The following is a 20,716-nucleotide window of genomic DNA, read 5'->3' as shown; positions in this document are numbered from 1 at the left end:
CGTCTGTGGTGAACAAATCTATGGATCGCCTCGACCGCATGCAGCTCTTTGTCCGGATTGTCGAACGACGCAGCTTTTCCGCTGCCGCCGCCGATCTCGGCCTTGCCCGCTCGACCGTCACCGAGGCCGTCAAGCAGCTCGAGGAGGCGATCGGCACGCGGCTCCTGGAGCGAACGACGCGCTGTGTCACTCCGACGCTCGACGGCCGGGCCTTCTACGAGCGTTGTCTTGCCATCCTGGCGGAGGTCGATGAGGCGGAGAACATCTTTCGGGATGCCCAGCCACGCGGACTGCTCAGGGTCGATGCGCACGGGTTCCTGACCCGTACGTTCCTCTTGCCCCGCCTTCAAGAATTCCTCGACCGCTATCCCCTCCTCGACCTGCAGATCGGCCAGGGCGACCGGCTGGTGGATCTCGTTCGCGAAGGCGTGGATTGCGTCATCCGGGCAGGCGAGATCGACGACAGCGGGCTGATCATGCGCCGGCTCGGGACGATCACGGAGATCACCTGTGCCAGCCGGACCTATGTCGAGAAACATGGCGTGCCGAGATCACCCGATGCGCTGGACGGGCATTTCGCGATCGGCTTCCTCTCGTCGCGCACCGGCCAGATCATGCCGCTCGAATTCACGGTCGGGGGGGAGGTTCGCTACGTCACCCTTCCAAGCCGGCTGACGGTCAACAATTCGGACACGATGGTCGATCTCGCCCGCCGCGGCTTCGGGCTGATGCAGGCGCCGCGCTATCGTCTGCAGCGGGATATCGACGAGGGCGTCCTCGTCGAAGTGCTTGCCGATTTTCCGCCGCCACCGACGCCGCTTTCAGCGCTCTATCCACAGAACCGCCAGCTCTCGCCGCGGGTGCGCGTCTTCCTCGACTGGATCGTCAAGGTGTTCGCCGAAGCGGGGCTTTGAAGCTCGCTGGACCATATTTCGAATGAAGGGAAACTGTCTTACGGCCGATAGATCGCCTGGAGCCTGGCCAGGTCGGCGATCTTCAGCTCGACCGGGTCCATGTCGTCGCGCGAAGGCTTGAACCAGGCGGCCGCCTCCTGGATATGCCGCCCATAGGGTTCCGGATACATGCTCAGCCCCATCACCCACTGGCGGACGATTTCGCGGTCCATGCGGCCCGATGCATAGCGGTCGTGCATGGTCCTGGCAGATGTGGTGAGGTCTTCGACCTTCTTCATCAGTGCACCGCGGGGTTGGGCTCGGGTTCGCCGAAGAAGGAGCGGATGCCGTCGCGCTCGACGGTCGCCAGGAATTCGTCGAACGCTTCGCGGTCGGTCGGAAACGGCTCTTCCCAGGTGGTGACGTCATCCTCTTCGGTGATGACTTCGAGCGTCCAGTCGCCCTGGGTGCCGGCAGGGCGGTAGATATCGACCAGCACGGTAATGCCGTCGTCGGTGAATTCGCCGGCGAGTTCGGAATGTTCAGTCTTGGGTGCCTTGGCCATGTCGTATCCGATCGTATAAACGGCTGTCCGGCGCTGCAGGCCCGGTCCCGCGGCGGGAATCGGGCAGGCAACGATTAAGACGGTCGGGATGGTCCAATACACTGCTTTCTCCTGTCGCTCCACTGGTGGTGATGGTTGGGGCCGCAGGAATGTGGAGGTTGCTTGAAACCGGCTGCGTGGAGCACCTCCTCCTTGTGGGCCCCTTGTGGGATTGCCGCACCCCCATCCATCCTCACACTGCATCATCTCTGCGTGAAACCGGCCTTTCCGCGATGGTCTCGACCGGCTTGGGGTCCTAGCTTCGGTGCATGATCACACGCCGCACGACCCTCCTCTCCCTGCCATTCGTCTTGACCGCGACCCGCAGCCTTGCGCAGGGCGCACCGGTGCCGCAGCCGCCCGTGACGCTTGCCACCGTGCTTGGCGGTGCGGCGGAACTGGAGCCGCTCAAGGTCGTGCTTGTGGCCCGCAATGGCGAAATAATCGCCGAACGGGCGTTCAACGGTCACTCGCTGGACGCTTCGACCAATATCAAGTCGGCCTCGAAATCGATCGTCTCGGCCCTGACAGGCATCGCCATCGACCGCCGGCTGCTCGAAGGTCCCGACCAGACGATCGCGCCGATCCTGAAGGCCGACCTGCCGGCAAATCCGGATCCGCGCATCCACGCGATCACCATCGGCAACCTGCTCTCGATGCAGGCGGGCCTTGGGCGGCTGTCGGGGCCGAACTATGGCCGCTGGGTGGCAAGCCGCAACTGGGTGCGGTTCGCGCTGGCCCAGCCGTTCGACGACGATCCCGGCGGCTCGATGCTCTATTCCACCGCCTCCAGCCACCTGCTTTCGGCGATCCTCACCAAGGTGGGCGGCAAATCGACCCTGGCGCTGGCGCGCGAATGGCTGGCACCGGTCGAGGGTTTCCGGATCGGCTCCTGGGAACGGGACCGCCAGGGCATCTATCTTGGCGGTAACCAGATGGCGATGACCGCCCGCTCGCTTCTGGCTTTCGGCGAACTCTATCGCAATGGCGGCAGGACGAAGGACGGCCGGGAGATCGTCTCGAAGGACTGGATCGACCAGTCCTGGACGCCGCACACCAATTCGCGCTTTTCCGGCGATGGTTACGGATACGGCTGGTTCCTGCGCAATATCGGCGGGGAAGAGGTCAAGTTCGGCTGGGGTTATGGCGGGCAGATGCTTTACATCGTACCGTCGCTCGGCCTCACCGTGGTGATGACGTCTGACGAGAACGGTCCCTCGGCCCGCAACGGCTATCGCGACGACCTGCACAGCCTGCTCGCCGAAATCATCGGAGCCATCCGCGCCGTGTGAAGCCGATTTGCTTAAACTTGAGTGACCGGACACACCGAATCGTAACCGTCTGACACTAGGATCCCCCGCGTCGCCAAGGGGGTTTTCATGCTGGATCTGCGGACGATCTATATCGTCTCTGCCGTGACCTGCTCGGTCCTGGGCGTCGTCCAGATGATCGCCTATTCCAGCGGCCGGTTCGAACGCTGGCTGTTCTGGTGGAGCGCCAGCGGCATCGTCATTGGAGCCGGCCTGCTCAGCATCGGGCTGCGAAACGTGTTGCCGGACGTCGTCTCGATCCTGATCGGCAACAACCTGATTCTTGTCGGCTACCTGTTGCTGATCGTCTCCGTCCGGCTTTTCGGCGGTCGCCCGGCCCGCTGGGGTCGGAGCTGGCTGATCCTTGCCATTCTTTCGACGCCGTTGATCCTCCTGTGGCGGGACGATGCCAGCGCCGCGCAGCGCATCGCCATGTTCTCGCTGGTCTGCGCGCTCGGCGATCTAATGGTGATGCTGGAGGGCGTTCGCCTCGCACGGCAGGAAAGACTGCGTTCGGCATGGCTCGTCGCGGCGATCTATGTGCCAACTGCCGCCATCTTCGCGGCACGCACCGTCCTTGCCGTCACAGGCTGGATCGGCGAAGGCGGCCTGTTTGCCGCCGGCAACGGCGCCGATGCCTGGCTGGGGCTCTGGGCGGCACCTTTCCTGGCGCTGCGAAGCATCGTCATCAATCTGATGGCGGCCGAACGGGCGGGAAACAGACTAAGCTACCTGGCAGACCGCGACGCCCTGACCGGCGTGCTCAATCGCGGCGGGCTGATGCGTTCCTATGCCGGTCTGGAGGCGGGGCCGGTCGCACTAATGCTTGTCGATGTCGATCGCTTCAAGCTGCTCAACGATACGCATGGACACGCGGTCGGCGACGAGGTGCTGCGGAGGTTCACCTCTTCGGCGTCCCAGCACCTGCGCAGCCGCGATCTCTTCGCGCGACAGGGCGGGGACGAATTCGTGATCGTCCTCAAAGGAAGCCCGGTCGAAAAGGCCGTCGAGACTGCCCAGAAGATCCGCGCCGCCTTTGCCGCTTCCCTCGCCGAAATGGAGGGCCTTGTCGTTCAACCGACACTCAGCATCGGCGTGGCGACCGAGATATGCGGCCCCGGCGACCTCGAGGCCCTGCTGCAGCGAGCCGACCAGGCGCTTTATGCCCGCAAGCGCAACGGCCGCGACGGCATCGATACGTTCGAGGAAGACCGCCATGCGGCGTGAAGGCGGGGATGATTTCGCAGCGGAGAAGCGAAATTCCCTTTTGGTTTGAAGCAATTTGCCGTCGAAATGTTTCCGCGCCATCCCCGCCTGCGAAGGCGCGGTTATATTGGTTGCGTCACAGGGCAGGGGCCGGGTCGCGAACCGGGTCGCATCCCACGGAGAGCATCCGGCGTCCGGTGATGGTCGTCACGGTCGGGAAGGCGTCGTCAGGGCGCTGACCGCCGGAAGGGACCGGGTTTCGGAAGCCAGACCCTTCCAGACCAGCCTTCCGGACAATACCGGGGCGATCGGGCAGGCAACACAGCCTGACACCCATACCACTTCATAGAAGCGGCCTGCCCACCCCGCATGGACCAGGCCGCGGCGGAGACTTCTCCGCCGCGGCTATTCGTGCTGCGAGATTTCAGGCTGCGATATCGATGACGCCGCAATCGCCGGCATCGGAAGCGAAGGCAACGAGCTTGCCACTGGCACTCCAGCTCAATCCGGTGATGCCGCCCTTGCCGGGCCGGCGCAACAGGGCCTCCTTTGCGTCGGCGAGCCTTACGCCGAGGATCATGCCGTCGATGAAGCCGATGGCGAGCACTTCCTCGGCAGGGTGGAAAGCCACAGAGGTGACCATGATATTAGCGCGGGTGCCGAGTTCCTGCGGCGCCTTGCCCATCGGGCCGTCCTTGGCCGAAAACGGCCAGACGATTGCCGCCGGCGCGCCCGACGAGGCGAGCCACTTGCCCTTCGGCGACCAGGACAGCGACTTCACCTTGGCCGGATAACCGGTCATCCGCATATGGCGGTTTTCACCCGGCTTGCCGTCCAGCTTCCAGCCGTGCAGCGCATTTTCCTGCATGGTGGTCACCAGAAAACGTCCGTCCGGCGAGAAGGTGACGGCGTTGTGGGCGCCCTTCCATTCGAGATCGACCGGCGGCGCGTTGGTGCCGACCCAGTGCAGCGACACGCCATTGTAGCGAGCCGCCGCGATCCTGAGGCCCTTGCCCGCAAACGCGAGGCCTTCGACACTGCGCTCCTCGGGAAACTCCTTCAGCGTACCGTCGTTCAGCTTCACGAAGCTCGACTTGCCGTAAGCATAGGCGACCGCATTCTGCGGCCCGCCCGCGACGACGCTGATCCACTTGCGCGGCGCTTCGGCGACGAGCGTCGCCTCGCCATCGCTGCCGATGCGCATCACCTTGCCATCCTCGCCGCCGGTCAGCAGCGTGGCACTGAACGGATCGCGGATGCAGGTGAGCAGTCCCTGATGGGCCTCGGTCACTTTCTCTCCGCCATCCAGGCGGTGGATCGTTCCGGCGGCGGTGGCAAAGAACGGGACGTCGCCGAGGAAATGCGCGGCGACGACATGGCCTTCGAGATCAAGCGGTGCGACAGTCGGCATCAGGCAGCAACGGCCTCGCAAGCCCTAAAGCTCTTCTCGATCTTGTCGACATCGAGGTCGCGGCCGATGAAGACGAGGCGCGATTCGCGCTTCTCGCCGTCCTTCCACGGGCGCTGGTGGTCGCCCTCGACGATCATGTGGACGCCCTGCACGACGTAACGTTCCTGGTCGCCCTTGAAGGCGATGATGCCCTTGAGGCGTAGGATGCTCGGGCCGTCCGTCTGGGTGATCTTCTGGATCCAGGGGAAGAACCGTTCCGGGTTCATCTCGCCGCCGCGCAAAGAGATCGACTTCACCGTCACGTCATGGATCGGCGACATCTCGCCGTGGTGATGATGGTGGTGATCGTGGCCGTGATGATCGTGATCATGGTCATGCGCATGATGGTCGTGGTCATGATGATGGTGGTCATGCCCATGGTCATGGTCGCAATCGGGGCCGCAGACATGGTCGTCATGGCCGTGGTCCAGGAAGTGCGGATCGTTTTCGAGGGCGCGTTCCAGGTTGAAGGCGCCCTGGTCGAGCACGCGGGCGAGATCGACGCCGGAGCGGCTGGTCTTGTAGACGCGGGCGGTCGGGTTGATGGCGCGAACCACGTCCTCGATGATCGCCAGTTCTTCCGGCGAAACGAGGTCGGTCTTGTTGATGACGACGACGTCGGCGAAGGCGATCTGGTCTTCAGCCTCGCGGCTGTCCTTGAGGCGCAGCGGCAGGTGCTTGGCGTCGACGAGGGCGACGACGGCGTCGAGCTCGGTCTTGGCGCGCACGTCGTCATCCATGAAGAAGGTCTGGGCGACCGGCACCGGATCGGCAAGGCCAGTGGTCTCGACGATGATGCCGTCGAAGCGGCCCGGGCGGCGCATCAGTCCCTCGACGACGCGGATCAGGTCGCCGCGCACCGTGCAGCAGACGCAGCCGTTGTTCATTTCATAGATTTCTTCGTCCGACTCGACGATCAGGTCGTTGTCGATGCCGATCTCGCCGAACTCGTTGACGATGACCGCGTATTTCTTGCCGTGGCTTTCGGAGAGGATACGGTTGAGGAGCGTCGTCTTGCCGGCACCGAGATAACCGGTGAGCACGGTGACGGGAACGGGCTTGACGGTGGCTGTTTCGGTCATGAAAACCTCGAGGACTTGAGAGCGCACGATCGGCGCGGAAGCTTTGTTCGTCTCATATAAGGGCAAGCCGGGACGAGTTCAAAGGGTTTGTATGTTATAAGATCACATCGGAATTGCGGCTGGCGCCAGGCATGGCTGCTACCCCGGCGGTGGCGGTTGTGGGGGAGCCTGGGCGGCTTGATCCTCACGGCCTCGTTTCGGCGTCCGTCTGGCGCAGAAGCTGGTCGAGCGTCAGAAGCGGCTGCTCCGTCACCTTGGCATAGGCATAGTGAAAGCAGTCAAAATTGCTGAGATATCGGCGCCCAATCCCGTGCCTCTCGGCGACTGCGACTGCATAATTCAGAAGCTGCCGAGGCGATCCGGCCTCGCGAATCTCAATGCCCCGCGCATCCAGCCATTCAACGATAGCGCCTTCCGCTTCCCGATAAAGGCAATCCAGCTGATCCGGGCGCGACAGGACGATGATCGCTTCCCAAGCAGCCAATGGTGAAGTGAAAGGCGACTTTGCCTGTAGAAGCGCCGTTTCGTAGGCTTCCGCAGTCTCCTCGCCAGCCATCATCGCGACGATCGCGCAGGCATCGACGAACATCAGCGGTCATCCCCGATCTGGTGATCGAGATCGTGATAGGCGTCGAGCGGTACAGGCTGCCTGTCCGCCTTGAAGGCAAGGCCGCGTTGCGTGAGAATTCTCGTTGCGGTCTCGCGAGGTGTTTCCTGGCGGATACGTTTGTCGATGGTTTCCTTCAATGCGGAAATCACCGCGTCGGTGATGGTCGTTCCGTCGATACGGGCCAGTTCACGGGCCAATGCATCGGCCTCTTCGTTTCGGATATTCAGCGTCATCCGCGGCTACCTCAAGCGTGTAGCCTAATATCGCACACTGCGTAGCTTCTTCCTACTTCAATGTTCGGAGATCAAACCGTGCCACATCCTCCAGCAGCTCGATAATCCCCTTTACAGCATGCGCGACCAGCAGTTCACCCCGTTCGGCGGCTGCCGCCGCCGCGTTGCCGGCGACGCCCGTGGGGTTGAGGTCGGACATCTTCCAGCCGAAGGCATGCGGGCCGTAGGCACGCAGATGCCTGAAGTCGCGGCAAAAATCCGATTGGCGGGACGGGAAGTTCCCGGCCCTGGCCATATCGACCCTGTCCGGATGGAGCGCCAGCATGACCGAGGTCTCGATGTCTCCGCCGTGGATGTCGATCGCCTTCTCCTCCGGTGCGATCCAGCCGGCGGGCTGCCCGAAACGGGTCCAGCTTGTCGCGACGACCAGCATGCCGAAGCGTATCCGTGCCTCGGTCGCGACGATGGTCATGAGCGGCGAATTGCCGCCATGGGCGTTGAGCAGCACCAGTTTGCCGATGCCCCTGGCATGAAGATCGCCCGCAAGCCCGAGCCAGCGGTAAACGGCCTCGTCGAAGGCAAGCGTCTTCGTACCGGTGACATCCATATGCTCTATCGAATAACCAACGGGCTCGGTGGGCAGGAATGTCACCGGCAGGCTGGCCGGCAGGGCAGGGATGAGGCGCGCGACGAGGCCTTCGGCGATCAGCGTGTCGGTCTCGAAGGGCAGATGCGGGCCGTGCTGTTCGTGGGCGCCGAGCGGCAGGACGGCGATCCAGTCTCGCCTTTCTGTGGACGCAAGTGTCGTATCATTGTCATGATAGCGTGGCGAAGGGTGCGACATCTGGCGGTGGTTTCCCGGTTTCGATATGGGTAGCGCGCTACAGATATAACGGCTACTTCTTTAGGGCAAAACGGGCGGAGCGAATGAGTAAGAAGAAGGGCGACAAAAAAGCCAAGTCCGGCAAGAAGAAGGAAATGGAAGGCCTTTCGGCCACCGACCTTGCTCCGGCGATCACCCAGGCCGCCCGCTCCATGCGCACCGCACTCAGCCGCAGCCTCGGCGAAAGCGGGCTTTATGCAGGCCAGGACGGCGTCATCCTGATCCTTGCAGAAGAGGACGGCATGACCCCCGGCCAGCTGGCGATACGACTCGGTGTCAAGGCCCCGACCATGACCCGCACGATCGGCCGCATGGAAGCCCAGGGGTTTCTGGAACGCCGCGCCGACGGCACGGACGGGCGTCTTACCAAGGTGCACCTGACGGAAACCGGATTGCAGACCGTCGAGCAGATCGGCCGTTCGGTCTCCGAGTGCGGTTCGATCGCCGCAAAAGGCCTCTCCGACAAGGAGATCCGCACCCTCCTCAAGCTCCTGAAAACCATCGAGCAAAATCTCCAGTCCGGGGCCTCGGACGACGGGGACTGATTTCCCTTTGAAATTTTCGCCGTCACAGGATTGTCGCACCGAATTAAATTGTTTATTTAAAGTTTAATTCGAGCGTCGGATAGCGATGCCGGCCATTGCGGGTGGGGGAAATGGCGCAAAAGATCAAGTTGTCGACGATCGGCGAGAGCCTTGGTCTTTCAACTGCGACGATATCGCTCGCGCTGCGCGACAGCCCGCTCGTGGCGGCCGATACCCGGGAAAAGATCAAGGAACAGGCGAGAGCGCTCGGCTATATCTACAATCGCCGCGCTGCCAGCCTCAGAACCTCCCGCTCGGGGATCATTGGCGTCGTGGTGCACGACATCATGAACCCGTTCTACGGTGAAATCCTGAAAGCGATCGAAAGCGAACTCGACCGCAGCCGCCATACCTTCATCCTTTCCAACCACTACGATTCGGTCGAAAAACAGCGCACCTTCATCGAAACGCTGCTGCAGCTCGGCGGTGACGGGGTGATCATGTCGCCGGCGATCGGCACGCCGATCGAGGATATGCGGCTCGCCGAGGAGAACGGCATGCCGGCCATCCTGGTTGCCCGCTCGATGGAAGGCGTCGAACTGCCGACCTATCGCGGCGACGACAGCTACGGCATTTCGCTTGCGACCAACCACCTGATCGGCCTCGGGCATCGGGTGATCGCCATGATCGGCGGCACGGACCAGACATCGACCGGCCGCGACCGCTACCAGGGCTACGTCAACGCCCTGCGCAAGGCGGGTATCGAAGTCGATCCGAACCTGCGCATCCCCGGTCCCCGTTCGAAGCAGGGCGGGTTCGAGGCGGCGGTGCATTTCCTCTCCCTGCCGCAGAAGCCGACAGCCGCGGTGTGCTGGAACGATCTGGTGGCGATCGGCCTGATGAACGGCATCGCCCGCGCCGGGCTGATGCCCGGCCACGATATCTCCGTCACCGGTTACGACGATCTGGAAGAAGCCTCGATCGCGACGCCGGCACTCACCACGGTCTGGAACGGCCAGACCGAAGTCGGCCGGCTTGCGGCGCGCGCCCTGCTCGACCGCCTTGCCGGCAGCCACGAGCCGGACGGCATCCACCTGATCAAGCCGGAAATGCGCATCCGCCAGTCGACCGGCGTGCACCGGCCGCGAGCCTAAGGTTCAAAGCTGCAAGGTTCGGAGCGTCAGGCGCCCCATTGGTCGCATCAAGCGGCGACATTCGTCAGCGCCTTGCGGGCCGCATAGGCGCGTACCGCATCGCCGAAGGCCTGGAAGAGCGCGCGTGACGGCGCATCGGTCTCCGCCCAATATTCCGGATGCCATTGCACGCCGACGGCGAAGTTCTTCGCGTCGATGACCGAAACCGCCTCGACCGTGCCGTCTTCTGCGGTCGCTTCGACCTTCAGCCGCGGGGCGGTTTCGGCGATCGCCTGGCGATGCAGCGAGTTCACCTGGACCTCGCCCGTCAGGCCGAGATAGTTGGCGATGCAGGAGCCTTCCTGGATGAAGACCGGCTGGCGGATCGCATACATGCCGTCGCGCTCCTTCACATCCGGTTTGCGGTGGTCCCAGATGCCCGGCTGGTCCTGAATTTCGCTGGCGAGCGTGCCGCCCAATGCCACGTTCAGTTCCTGGATGCCGCGGCAGATGGCGAGCAGGGGAATGCCGCGGTCGATCGCCCGCCGGATCAGCGGCAGCGAGGTCGCGTCGCGGGCGGGATCGAAGGGCCCGTCGCCGGCCGTCGCCTCCCTGCCGTAGAGCGAGGGGTGGACGTTGGTCGCCGATCCTGAAACCAGCACGCCGTCGACACGGTCGAGGATGGCATCGGTCTCGTTGCCTTCTTCGAAAGCCGGGACGATGAAGGTCATCACATCCGCCACCTTCAGCGCCGCCTGAACGTACTGGTTCGGCGAGGCATGCCAGATCGCTCCGTCCAGTTCGCGGATATCGGCGGGCAGGGCGACGATCGGTTTCGGCATCAGGCTCTCCAACGAAACATGCTGTGCGTCTCCGTTCGTTGTGCCGCCGGAGACCGCCTCAAGTCAAGTTCGAGGCTGCGTTCTCCGTTCTGATGTTGCCCAAAGATTGAGCATTGCCGCTTTGAAATATCTTGTGAATCCCGTTTGAGCAGGGCGATACGAAAGTCTAAGGACAAAAGACGTTCCCGCGTTAAGGAATATTAGCTGCGGCGCTTGCAACCCATAGGCCAAAATGTTTACCTCGCCGAGGATCGGGGGAATGGGAACAAGATAATCCCTACGATTTGTCTTACTGGGAGGTATTTCATGGATCGTCGTTCATTCTTTAAGAAGGCTGCCGTCACCGGCGCCGGCGCAACTGCCGCTACGGTGCTCGCCGCACCGGCCATCGCGCAGTCGAGCCCGAAAATAAACTGGCGTCTGACGTCTTCATTCCCGAAGTCGCTGGACACCATCTATGGCGGCGCGGAAGACATCGCCAAGCATGTCGCCGCCGCAACCGATGGCAATTTCACCATTCAGACCTATGCGGCCGGGGAAGTCGTTCCGGGCCTGCAGGCCGCCGATGCCGTGAGCGCCGGCACCGTGGACATGTGCCACACCTGCTCCTACTACTATGTCGGCAAGGATCCGACCTTCGCCATCGGAACGGCAATCCCGTTCAGCATGAATGCCCGCCTGACGAACTCCTGGTTCTATGAAGGCAACGGCAACAAGCTGCTTAACGAGTTTTACGCCAAGCACAACCTTTACGGCATGATCGCCGGCAATACCGGCGCTCAGATGGGCGGCTGGTTCCGCAAGGAGATCAATACGGTCGATGACTTCAAGGGCGTCAAGATGCGTATTGCCGGTCTCGCCGGCCGCGTCGTCGAGAAACTTGGCGTCGTGCCGCAGCAGATCGCCGGCGGCGACATCTACCCGGCACTGGAAAAGGGCACGATCGACGCAGCGGAATGGGTCGGCCCTTATGACGACCATAAGCTCGGCTTCTACAAGGTCGCAAAATACTACTATTACCCGGCGTTCTGGGAAGGCGGCCCGGTGATCCACGCCTTCGTCAATCTCGACAAGTGGAACAACCTGCCGAAGCACTACCAGGCCACGCTTGCCGACGCCTGCGCCTTCGCCAATACCAGCATGATGGCGAAGTACGACATGAAGAACCCGCTTGCGGTCAAGCAGCTCGTCGGCGAGGGCACGATCCTTCGGCCCTTCAGCCAGGAGATTCTCGAGGCTTGCTACAAGGCGGCACTCGAGGTCTACAAGGACATCTCGTCCACCAACGAATCCTTCAAAAAGATCTACGAGGATCAGGTCGCCTTCAAGAAGGAGGGGTATCTGTGGATGCAGCTCTCCGAATATACCTACGACACCTTCATGATGATCCAGCAGCGCAACGGCAAGCTCTGATCGCCAGCCGGAAAACAGCCTCGAAATGGAAAGACCCGGATCGCAAGATCCGGGTCTTTCTCGTTTCTGGCCTCGCCAACGTTGGCAATGACAAACGAAAGGGCCTCGGTGCCCGGTGAACCGACCCCTGAAAATGGATGTCCATATTTCAGGGGGTCAGTTCAATGCCGGGCTTTCCGTGGGGCGAACGGGTCAGGGATTGATCTTCGGCGGCTGGCTCAGGTCCGGCGCGGCATTGGCCGGCGGGCTGTTTGCCGGGCCTGGCTGAGCGCCGCCCTGCGGCGCCGCGGGTGCGGGGCCTCCGAGATTGAGCGGAGGCAATCCGAATGCGGGTGCCTGGGGGGCGTTGCCGGTGCCCGACGGCTTCGGGCCGCCTCCGAAGTCAAGCGGCGGGAGGCCGAGCGACGGCGCGGACGATCCCGCTCCACCCGTTCCGCCGAGCGGCGGTAACGTCAGCTGCTGAGAGCCGCCCTGTCCGAAACCGGGAATTTCGATCTTGACGTCATTCGGGTTCACCGTCGGGTGATCGCTCTTGTAGACCATGACGAGTCCCGGGAAGGCGATCACAATCAGGATCATCACGAACTGGATGACGATGTAGGGGAAGACGCCCTTATAGATTTCGGTCGTCTTGACGCCTGCCATCGATCGTCCGGTCACCTTGTCGACCCAGGTTCCCGACGGTGCGATCGATCGCAGGAAGAAGAGCGAGAAGCCGAAGGGTGGCGTCAGGAACGAGGTCTGCAGATTGATGCCGAGGATGATGCCGAACCAGATGAGGTCGATGCCGAGCTTGTCGGCCACCGGCGCGAGGAGGGGCACCATGATGAAGGCGATCTCGAAGAAATCGAGGAAGCAGCCGAGGATGAAGATGATGATCGTCACGACGATCAGGAAGCCATACTCTCCCCCCGGCAGCGCCAGCAGCAGTTCCTCGATCCAGACATTGCCGTTGATTCCGTAGAATGTCAGGCCGAAGACGCGTGCTCCGATCAGGATCATCATCACGAAAGCGGAAAGCTTGGTCGTCGAATCGAGCGCGCTCTTCAACGAGCTGAAGGTGAGCCTTCTCTTGGCCAGCGCCAGGATGAGAGCGCCGGTCGCACCCATCGCCCCGCCCTCGGTCGGCGTCGCGATGCCGAGGAAGATGGTGCCGAGCACCAGGAAGATCAGCGCCAGCGGAGGGATGAGAACGATGATGACCTGTTCGGCGAGCCGCGAGATCAGTTTTTTCTCGAGCTTTCCGTTGACGATCGCTACGAGGTAGGCAATCCCGACGGCAAACGCCATCGCGGCGACCAGCCGCCATTCCGGGCTCTGGATTCCCGTAAAGAGGACGTAGAGGCCGAAATAGTACAGACCTACGGAAATGGCGACCATGACGATCAGCGACATGACGCCGTTGCCGAGCGTGCGTGCCTCCATCGGCAAGGTCGGCGCCCATTCCGGCTTGATGATGGTGACCGCGAAGACATAGACGCAATAGGTGGCGATGATCAGCAGGGCCGGATAAAGCGCGCCGACATACATGTCGCCCACCGACCGGCCGAGCTGGTCGGCCATGACGATCAGTACCAGCGAGGGCGGCACGATCTGGGCGAGGGTGCCGGAGGCGGCAATCGTCCCGGCGACGAAGGGCCTGTTATAGCCGTAACGCAGCATGATCGGCATCGAGATCAGGCCCATCGCCATGACGGAGGCTGCAACCACGCCTGTGGTGGCGCCAAGCAGAGCGCCGACGAGGATCACCGCATAGGCCAGTCCGCCGCGAATGGGGCCGAACAATTGGCCGATCGTGTCGAGCAGGTCCTCGGCCATGCGGGAACGCTCCAGAATGATCCCCATGAAGGTGAAGAACGGGATCGACAACAGCGTGTCGTTGTACATGATCCCGTAGATTCGCTCCGGGTGGCTCTGGAGCAGCGGCCAGAAGAGCTGGATCTGCGGCGAAATATGGGAAAGCTCGACGCCGATGACGAAGAAGGCAAGGCCGCCGGCCGCAAGCGTGAAGGCGACCGGATAACCGAGCAGAAGCATCATCATCACGCTCGTGAACATGATGAGCGGCAGGTTGTGGGCAATAAAATCGATCATTTCAGACCTCGGATGCGGCGGGCGGCATGGTGCCGGCGGTGTCTTCGCGCGGATCCTGGATCCGGCCGGTCACTACCGCAAAGCGCTTGATGATTTCCGAAACAGCCTGAAGCAGAAGCAGAGTAAAACCGAGCAGTACCATGAATTTGGCCGGCCAGATGATCAGGCCGCCGGCATTGGACGAAATCTCGCCGGAAAAATAGGAACGCCAGAACCAGGGCCATGCCAGCCAGGCCATCAGGCTGGCGAAGGGCAGCAGGAAGATGACGTGCAGCACGAGATCAATGATGTCCCGGGTCTTTTTGGTCCAGGTGGACGACAGGATATCGATGCGGACATGCTCGTTCTGGAGCAGCGCATAGGCAGCCGCCAGCATGAACACGGTGCCGAAAAGATACCACTGGACCTCCAGCCAGGCGTTTGACGATATGTCGAACGCCTTTCGCGACACGGCATTGCCGGCGCTGATCAGAACCGCTGCCAGCAGCAGCCATGAAACCGATTTGCCAATGACCGTCGTTACGGCATCGACGAGCCGACTTAACGTGAGCAGTGCACCCATTTTCCCCTCCTCCGAAGCCTTATTGATTAGGTTGTTGGCCTCTGGATCGATCTTAGAATAGCATATCGCGAAAAGCCAATATCAGGCTTGCCGCCAGCGCCGCGACGTCTATGTGCTGGCTGAATAAAAAGCAATTGAACGGTTGCTGAAAAGGACGGAAACTATGGGCTTCTGGGTCTTTTTTTGGAGTTGTGTGGGGATTTTGACGACGGATCTTGGACGAAAGTCTTAGCCATGTCGGGCCTGCCCCGGGACCATCCTGCGCCGCGTCGAGTCACCACCAGTCAAAATTTAGCTACCCTGTTGGCAATTTGTTCAGCAAACTCTCAAGAACCCCCCAATGAAAGGGGGGGCTGAGGCCCGCGGACAAGCAATTTTTAAAGGGTTTCCCGCAGTGTCGAACGGAAGACAAGGGATGAACCCGATGAAAGAGACAGAAGCGAAGACGCTCTCGACGGATGTGTATCTGTCGTTCGTCACGTCGCTATTTGGAAATCGCGGCACGTTATGGACCGGCGTGGTCGTTCACGTCCTGTGGTGCCTGCTCGTTTTCCATTACAGCGGTGCGCATTTCTATCTCCTGTTTGCCGGCGGCTTTGCGGCGGTCTTTGCCTATCGCATGTACTGGTTCCAGCGGTTCGACAAGGTCGACAAGGCGTCGCTGACCTATGACGGCATCGCCGCCTGGGAGCAGCAATACGTGATCGGCGCGTTCCTCGCTGCCTTTCTGCTCGGCATCGCCAGCGGCTACGCCCTGCTCGTGCTGGAAAACCCGTTCGTCGGCTTCACCTGCATCGCCATGACACTCGGCTCGATGATGTCGATCGTCGGCCGCAACTACGGCTCGCGCATCGCCGTTGATCTCCAGACGCTCGGCTGCTGCGGTCCGATCCTGATCGCCTGCCTGTTCACCGAGGATCTGCACCTGGCGCTGATGTCGCTGCTGCTCATCCCGTTCGGCCTCACCACAAGGTCGATGGCCAACGGCGTGCGCGAATTCCTTTATGAAAACGTCATCGCGTCGCGGAAGATGGCGATCATCGCCGGCCGCTTCGATATCGCCTTGAAGACGATTTCCCATGGCCTGGTCATGCTCGACGGCGAAGGCAAGATCCAGGTGATCAACCGTCGCGCCCGCGATCTGCTCGGCCTCGACAAGAAGAGCGATCTCAAGGACCGCGATTTCGCCGCCGTTCTCTGCGAGGACGCGGAAAACGCGCCCGAGGCCATCCTGCGGCAGCTTTCCAAGCTCGCCGACGGTTCGCTCGAACGCGCGCTCTTCAAGTTCAAGGACGAGCGCCATCTCGAATTCTCGGTCAGCCCGCGTTCCGATGGCGGTGTGGTGCTGATCTTCGAAGACGTCACAGCCCGTCTCGCGGCCGAGGAAAAGGTGCTGCACATGGTGCGGTTCGACGCCTTGACCGGCCTTCCGAACCGCGGCCACTTCGCGGACCTTGCGACCAGGAAGCTGAAGCGCCGCGGCGAGGCGCTCGCGGCGCTCGCCATGTTCGACGTCGACGGGTTCAAGCATGTCAACGACCTGCGGGGGCATGTGGTCGGCGACCGATTGCTCGCGGCGATCGCGGCAAGGCTTTCCGCGCTGAAGAGCGACGGCCTGCTGGCGGGCCGTCTGGTCGGCGACGAGTTCGTCGTTTTGCTGACCGGCGGCGACGACAGTTGCGAACTGGAGCGCCAGATCCGCCGCATCCACGCCGAGATACAGGGCGACTATTACGTCGACGGGCTCCGCCTTCCGGTTTCGATGAACAGCGGCTGCGTTATCCTGCCGTCGCAGGACTTCGACATGGAAAACTGGCAGATCAAGGCGGACCTTGCCCTCAACCATGCGAAATCGACCGGCAACGGCACGCTGACGGTGTTCCTGTCTGAAATGGACGCCCAGTATATCGACGAGCAGAAGCTCCGCGTCGATCTTCGCCAGGCGATCGAGAACCAGGGTCTGCATGTCGTCTATCAGCCGATGTATCGTCCCGATGGCTCGGGCATCGAATGCAGCGAGGCGCTGGTGCGCTGGCGCCATCCGGAGCGCGGCATGGTGGGGCCGAACGTCTTCATCCCGATGGCCGAGGATATGGGGCTCGTCTCGCATATCACTCATCTGGTACTCGACCAGGCCTGCCGCGACTGCGCGACCTGGCCGGAGCCGATGGCCGTCTCCGTCAACCTGTCGATCCAGGACCTGCGCAACGACGACATCGTCGGTTATGTGGCGGATGTGCTGAAGCGCTATTCGCTCGATCCGTCGCGGCTGCATCTCGAAGTCACCGAAAGCTGCTTCATGGACGAGCCGGTGGCCGTCAGCGCCATTCTCAACCAGTTCCGCGTGACCGGCGTGACGATCGCGATCGACGATTTCGGCACCGGATTCTCGAGCCTCAGCTATCTCGACTCCCTGCCGCTCGACGTGGTCAAGATCGACCGGGCGTTCATCCGCAATATCGCCGAGGACCAGCGCAAGCTGAAGCTCCTGCGCGGCATCGTGCACCTGTCGCGCGAACTCGGCCTCAAGATCGTCGTCGAAGGCGTGGAGACCAAGGAGCAGCTTGCGTTGGTCAACCGCCACCGGTTCTCCGACCTGGTCCAGGGCTACGTGTTTTCCATGCCGGTCGCTTCCGAAAAGATCATCGAACTGGCCGCCGAGGCCACTCCCGCGGCCAAGCTTTCGTCGATCCGGCGTGGTGCCAAAAACGCACAGGCCTCGCCTCTTCGTGCCGCGGCGCGCTAAATCCTGCTTGAAATTGGAACGTGTTAACGGTTTTGGGGCGTTACGAAACGCCCGTTAACCGTTTGTTAACCATAACATTTAGAATTTTATTCAATTCGCGGTCCATTCATTGCGGGCTATGGGTCTTTTAGGGTTAATCCATGGTTAAAGCTCATGGAACAAACCCCAATGCCCCTAGGTCAAACCTTTTCTGACGGAAACTTTTCAGCCAAGCTTCTCTCCACTCTCGACCATGTCGAATACCGGAGGATCGAGAGCAACGAGGATTTCGAGGATATCGCCCGGCTGCGATACAGGGCCTACAAGACCCATAACGTGCTGCCGGTCGCGGCGACCAAGCTCATCGACGAGATCGATTTCGACAAGAATGCGCATGTCTTCGGGGTCTATTACGACGAGGAGCTGGTCAGCACGATCCGCCTCCACCACGTCACGCCGGAACACAGGGTCTGCCAATCCATCAGTATTTTCCCCGAGGCCGTGAATGGCCTCCTGGATGCCGGGATGACGTTGATCGACTCGGCGCGTTTCGCGATCGCCCCGGAATATGCCAGCGAACTCTCGGCCATGCCCTACCTCACGGTGCGGCTGACGCCGGTCGCGGCAATCTATTTCGACGCGGACCGCGTGCTGCAGCCGATCCGCCCGGCGCATGCGGCATTTTATCGCCGGTTCTTCTACGCCCAGCCGGTGGTGCCGCCGCGGCGCATCCCGACATATGATTTCGATCTGATGCTGCTTGCCTCGCAGACGCGCGAACTGCGCTCGAAGATGATGAAGCGTTTCCCGGCCTTCCAGTCGGAGGCCTATGAGCGCCGCATGCTGTTTGCGCGCTCCTCGAATTTCGACACCGCCCCGCTCACCATCCTGCCGACGGCCCGCATCGCCGGCCGGCCGAATTCTCCCGAGATGTCCTATCTGACCTGAACGACCGTTGCCCGGGCGTACCGGAAGCCATTGTGGCGGCATTGCGCTTTCCCATGGCTTTGTGTAAGGCCTGAAGTGACCTCCATCGTGCCGAACGAGGCATGATTCCGGATGTCGCCAAGGGTTTTCCCGCAGGCGCCGACGCTTCGATCGAGCGGGCAGCGTGCGGCTGATGAAGGAGACGGGACTGATGGACAATCACCAGAGCGGGCCGGTGGAAACGGGTGCTTCGATGGATTATGCGGAACACGACAGGACCTACAACGCCTTCATCGCCGCTGCGAAATGGGGCACGATGGTCGTCGTCATCCTGATGATCGCCATGGCTGCCGGTTTCTTCGGCGGAGCAGGCTTCATCGGCAGCCTTCTCGTCTTCATCATTCTCAACATCGCCGGCGTTTTCCTGCTGCGTTGATCCGGGTCGGCCCATCGGGCGACCGGCCTTGAGGCGGGGTGGAGCATTTCGCCCGCCTTGCGATATCGACTGGGAGGAGACAGTCTTTGCCGAAGATCGTATTTGTGTGCCGTGAAGGTTCCGACGAACCGCGTGTCGCCGCGTCGCCCGAGAGCGTCAAGCGGTTGACAGGGCTAGGTCTCACGGTCGTGGTCGAGAGCGGCGCGGGCCTTGCCTCCGGCGTTCCCGACAAGGATTTCGAAGCCACGGGCGCCCGCATCGCCGGTCCCGGAGATCTCGGATCGGCCGATATCATCCTGAGGGTCAACCGGCCGACCGCAGCCGAGATGGCGTCCTACAGGAGCGGCGCTGTGGTTTTCGCCGTCATGGACCCCTATGGCAACGAGGCGGCGCTTGCGGACATGGCGAAAGCCGGGCTCACCACCTTTGCCATGGAACTGATGCCGCGCATCACCCGCGCCCAGTCGATGGACGTGCTGTCCTCGCAGGCGAACCTTGCCGGATACCGCGCCGTCATCGACGCATCCCATGAATACGGCCGCGCCATGCCGATGATGATGACCGCCGCCGGCACCGTTCCTGCCGCGAAAGTATTCGTCATGGGCGCCGGCGTCGCCGGCCTGCAGGCGATCGCCACCGCCCGCCGTCTCGGTGCCGTGGTCTCGGCGACCGACGTTCGCCCCGCCGCCAAGGAACAGGTCGCCTCGCTCGGTGCCAAGTTCATCGCGGTCGAGGACGAGGAATTCAAGGCGGCCGAAACGGCCGCCGGTTATGCCAAGCCGATGTCGGCCGAATATCAGGCCAAGCAGGCGGCTCTGGTCGCCGACCATATCGCCAAACAGGACATCGTCATCACCACGGCCCTCATTCCCGGCCGCCCGGCACCAAAGCTGGTGTCGCGCGCCATGCTGGCCTCGATGAAGCCGGGTTCGGTGGCCGTCGACCTCGCGGTCGAGCGCGGCGGCAATATCGAAGGCTCGGAAAAGGGCAAGGTTACCGATGTCGAGGGCGTCACGGTGATCGGTTACGCCAACGTCGCCGGCCGTATCGCCGCTTCCGCGTCGGCGCTTTATGCCCGCAACCTGTTCGCCTTCATCGAGACCATGGTCGACAAGGGCACCAAGGAATTTGCCGTCAATCCCGACGACGAGCTCGTCAAGGCGACCATGCTGACCAATGGCGGCCAGGTCGTGCATCCCAACTTCGCGGCCACCGCGGCCACGCTTGTCGGCGGAGCGCCGGTTACCACCCCTGTCGCAACGGCCGACCCGGTCGCGACCCCGGCGGAGGAGCCTGCCGGTTCCAAACCGGCTCGTGCCCGCAAGAAACTTGCCGCCGCAGAGGCCGACACGGCCGGAGATGCCACAGTCGAGGAGAAGCTCTGATGGCCAGTGATTCCATGAACAAGGCGCTGGAGCAGCTCGACCAGGCCGTGACCGCCGTGATGAGCGCCGCCGCCCAGGCGCCGGAAGCGGCAAGTGCCGCAACCGGGGGGGCGATCGATCCCTTCGTCTTCCGCCTGGCGATCTTCGTGCTGTCGATCTTCGTCGGCTACTACGTCGTCTGGTCCGTGACGCCGGCGCTGCATACGCCGCTGATGGCGGTTACCAACGCGATCTCCTCGGTCATCGTCGTCGGCGCGCTGCTTGCGGTCGGCGTATCGGCGAGCGGCTTTGCGACCGGCTTCGGTTTCGTGGCGCTGGTGCTCGTCTCCGTGAACATCTTTGGCGGCTTCCTGGTGACCAGCCGGATGCTCGCCATGTACAAGAAAAAAGATCGCTGAGGGTTC

General features: G+C 62.2%; 21 protein-coding genes. 11 read left to right on the top strand and 10 right to left on the bottom strand.

The genetic code is table 11. From position 1 onward, the window contains the following. The first annotated feature begins 20 nt into the window (after positions 1 to 20). Positions 21 to 914: a LysR family transcriptional regulator gene (locus tag ACSQ8R_RS14770; protein WP_436254060.1), complete on the top strand. Its 894-nt coding sequence runs from the start codon at positions 21 to 23 to the stop codon at positions 912 to 914. A gap of 38 nt (positions 915 to 952) precedes the next feature. Here ACSQ8R_RS14770 and ACSQ8R_RS14765 read toward each other — a convergent pair whose 3' ends face one another. Next, on the bottom strand, positions 953 to 1,192 hold the full coding sequence (locus ACSQ8R_RS14765; protein ID WP_436254059.1) for a hypothetical protein: 240 nt from the start codon (positions 1,190 to 1,192) through the stop codon (positions 953 to 955). Continuing rightward, complete coding sequence (locus ACSQ8R_RS14760) at positions 1,192 to 1,458, bottom strand: hypothetical protein (RefSeq protein ID WP_037077316.1); 267 nt, start codon at positions 1,456 to 1,458, stop codon at positions 1,192 to 1,194. The genes ACSQ8R_RS14765 and ACSQ8R_RS14760 overlap by 1 nt, the downstream gene beginning before the upstream one ends. 308 nt (positions 1,459 to 1,766) lie before the next feature. Between ACSQ8R_RS14760 and ACSQ8R_RS14755 the strand changes: the two genes are divergently transcribed. Then, positions 1,767 to 2,789 (top strand): serine hydrolase domain-containing protein, encoded by a 1,023-nt coding sequence (locus ACSQ8R_RS14755; RefSeq protein ID WP_436254058.1) that lies wholly within the window; start codon positions 1,767 to 1,769, stop codon positions 2,787 to 2,789. Positions 2,790 to 2,876: 87 nt separating this feature from the next. Beyond that, complete coding sequence (locus tag ACSQ8R_RS14750; RefSeq protein ID WP_436254057.1) at positions 2,877 to 4,034, top strand: GGDEF domain-containing protein; 1,158 nt, start codon at positions 2,877 to 2,879, stop codon at positions 4,032 to 4,034. 403 nt (positions 4,035 to 4,437) lie between these two features. Here ACSQ8R_RS14750 and ACSQ8R_RS14745 read toward each other — a convergent pair whose 3' ends face one another. The 5 genes from ACSQ8R_RS14745 to ACSQ8R_RS14725 all read right to left on the bottom strand — a co-directional run bounded on the left by ACSQ8R_RS14745 (position 4,438) and on the right by ACSQ8R_RS14725 (position 8,232). Next, positions 4,438 to 5,424 (bottom strand): WD40 repeat domain-containing protein, encoded by a 987-nt coding sequence (locus ACSQ8R_RS14745; RefSeq protein WP_436254056.1) that lies wholly within the window; start codon positions 5,422 to 5,424, stop codon positions 4,438 to 4,440. Beyond that, a complete protein-coding gene (locus tag ACSQ8R_RS14740) occupies positions 5,424 to 6,545 on the bottom strand; it encodes a CobW family GTP-binding protein (protein ID WP_436254055.1) in 1,122 nt (373 codons plus the stop codon). The genes ACSQ8R_RS14745 and ACSQ8R_RS14740 overlap by 1 nt, the downstream gene beginning before the upstream one ends. Positions 6,546 to 6,729: 184 nt before the next feature. Next, a complete protein-coding gene (locus tag ACSQ8R_RS14735; RefSeq protein ID WP_436254054.1) occupies positions 6,730 to 7,134 on the bottom strand; it encodes a type II toxin-antitoxin system VapC family toxin in 405 nt (134 codons plus the stop codon). After that, a complete protein-coding gene (locus ACSQ8R_RS14730) occupies positions 7,134 to 7,388 on the bottom strand; it encodes a type II toxin-antitoxin system VapB family antitoxin (protein ID WP_436254053.1) in 255 nt (84 codons plus the stop codon). Before ACSQ8R_RS14730 ends, ACSQ8R_RS14735 begins: the two co-directional genes overlap by 1 nt. A 52-nt stretch (positions 7,389 to 7,440) precedes the next feature. Next, entirely contained in the window at positions 7,441 to 8,232 is a 792-nt protein-coding gene (locus ACSQ8R_RS14725; protein ID WP_436254052.1) for a creatininase family protein, read from the bottom strand. Between the two features lie 83 nt (positions 8,233 to 8,315). On the opposite strand from ACSQ8R_RS14725, the gene ACSQ8R_RS14720 reads away from it, so the two are divergent. Together ACSQ8R_RS14720 and ACSQ8R_RS14715 are read left to right on the top strand one after the other, a co-directional pair. After that, on the top strand, positions 8,316 to 8,816 hold the full coding sequence (locus tag ACSQ8R_RS14720) for a MarR family winged helix-turn-helix transcriptional regulator (protein ID WP_436254051.1): 501 nt from the start codon (positions 8,316 to 8,318) through the stop codon (positions 8,814 to 8,816). A 110-nt stretch (positions 8,817 to 8,926) separates the two neighbouring features. Then, a complete protein-coding gene (locus ACSQ8R_RS14715; protein ID WP_007756725.1) occupies positions 8,927 to 9,949 on the top strand; it encodes a LacI family DNA-binding transcriptional regulator in 1,023 nt (340 codons plus the stop codon). A gap of 47 nt (positions 9,950 to 9,996) precedes the next feature. Here ACSQ8R_RS14715 and ACSQ8R_RS14710 read toward each other — a convergent pair whose 3' ends face one another. Then, positions 9,997 to 10,770 (bottom strand): gamma-glutamyl-gamma-aminobutyrate hydrolase family protein, encoded by a 774-nt coding sequence (locus tag ACSQ8R_RS14710; RefSeq protein ID WP_436254050.1) that lies wholly within the window; start codon positions 10,768 to 10,770, stop codon positions 9,997 to 9,999. Between the two features lie 306 nt (positions 10,771 to 11,076). Here ACSQ8R_RS14710 and ACSQ8R_RS14705 point away from each other — a divergent pair, with 306 nt between their 5' ends. Next, positions 11,077 to 12,183, top strand: a complete 1,107-nt coding sequence (locus ACSQ8R_RS14705) for a TRAP transporter substrate-binding protein (RefSeq protein WP_436254049.1) — start codon at positions 11,077 to 11,079, stop codon at positions 12,181 to 12,183. A gap of 192 nt (positions 12,184 to 12,375) precedes the next feature. Here the strand turns inward: ACSQ8R_RS14705 and ACSQ8R_RS14700 are convergent, their stop codons facing one another. Together ACSQ8R_RS14700 and ACSQ8R_RS14695 are read right to left on the bottom strand one after the other, a co-directional pair. Beyond that, positions 12,376 to 14,277, bottom strand: a complete 1,902-nt coding sequence (locus ACSQ8R_RS14700; protein ID WP_436254048.1) for a TRAP transporter large permease subunit — start codon at positions 14,275 to 14,277, stop codon at positions 12,376 to 12,378. Between the two features lies 1 nt (position 14,278). Next, a complete protein-coding gene (locus ACSQ8R_RS14695) occupies positions 14,279 to 14,839 on the bottom strand; it encodes a TRAP transporter small permease subunit (protein WP_436254047.1) in 561 nt (186 codons plus the stop codon). Between the two features lie 424 nt (positions 14,840 to 15,263). On the opposite strand from ACSQ8R_RS14695, the gene ACSQ8R_RS14690 reads away from it, so the two are divergent. The 5 genes from ACSQ8R_RS14690 to ACSQ8R_RS14670 all read left to right on the top strand — a co-directional run bounded on the left by ACSQ8R_RS14690 (position 15,264) and on the right by ACSQ8R_RS14670 (position 20,710). Beyond that, entirely contained in the window at positions 15,264 to 17,585 is a 2,322-nt protein-coding gene (locus ACSQ8R_RS14690; RefSeq protein ID WP_436254046.1) for a putative bifunctional diguanylate cyclase/phosphodiesterase, read from the top strand. Between the two features lie 168 nt (positions 17,586 to 17,753). Beyond that, the gene (locus ACSQ8R_RS14685) at positions 17,754 to 18,512 is read left to right on the top strand and encodes an N-acyl amino acid synthase FeeM domain-containing protein (RefSeq protein ID WP_436254045.1); all 759 of its coding nucleotides are present in this window, start codon (positions 17,754 to 17,756) and stop codon (positions 18,510 to 18,512) included. A 190-nt stretch (positions 18,513 to 18,702) separates the two neighbouring features. After that, positions 18,703 to 18,927 carry an aa3-type cytochrome c oxidase subunit IV gene (locus ACSQ8R_RS14680; protein ID WP_436254044.1) on the top strand — a complete coding sequence of 75 codons (225 nt, stop codon included), beginning with the start codon at positions 18,703 to 18,705 and terminating at the stop codon, positions 18,925 to 18,927. A gap of 86 nt (positions 18,928 to 19,013) precedes the next feature. After that, a complete protein-coding gene (locus tag ACSQ8R_RS14675) occupies positions 19,014 to 20,312 on the top strand; it encodes a Re/Si-specific NAD(P)(+) transhydrogenase subunit alpha (RefSeq protein WP_436254043.1) in 1,299 nt (432 codons plus the stop codon). After that, a complete protein-coding gene (locus ACSQ8R_RS14670) occupies positions 20,312 to 20,710 on the top strand; it encodes a proton-translocating transhydrogenase family protein (protein ID WP_436254042.1) in 399 nt (132 codons plus the stop codon). Before ACSQ8R_RS14675 ends, ACSQ8R_RS14670 begins: the two co-directional genes overlap by 1 nt. The last annotated feature ends 6 nt before the right edge of the window (positions 20,711 to 20,716 follow it).

The sequence above is a fragment of the Neorhizobium sp. LjRoot104 genome (assembly GCF_964253725.1).
Taxonomy (GTDB): Bacteria; Pseudomonadota; Alphaproteobacteria; order Rhizobiales; family Rhizobiaceae; genus Neorhizobium.
This window is presented reverse-complemented; position numbering and strand designations above follow the sequence as displayed.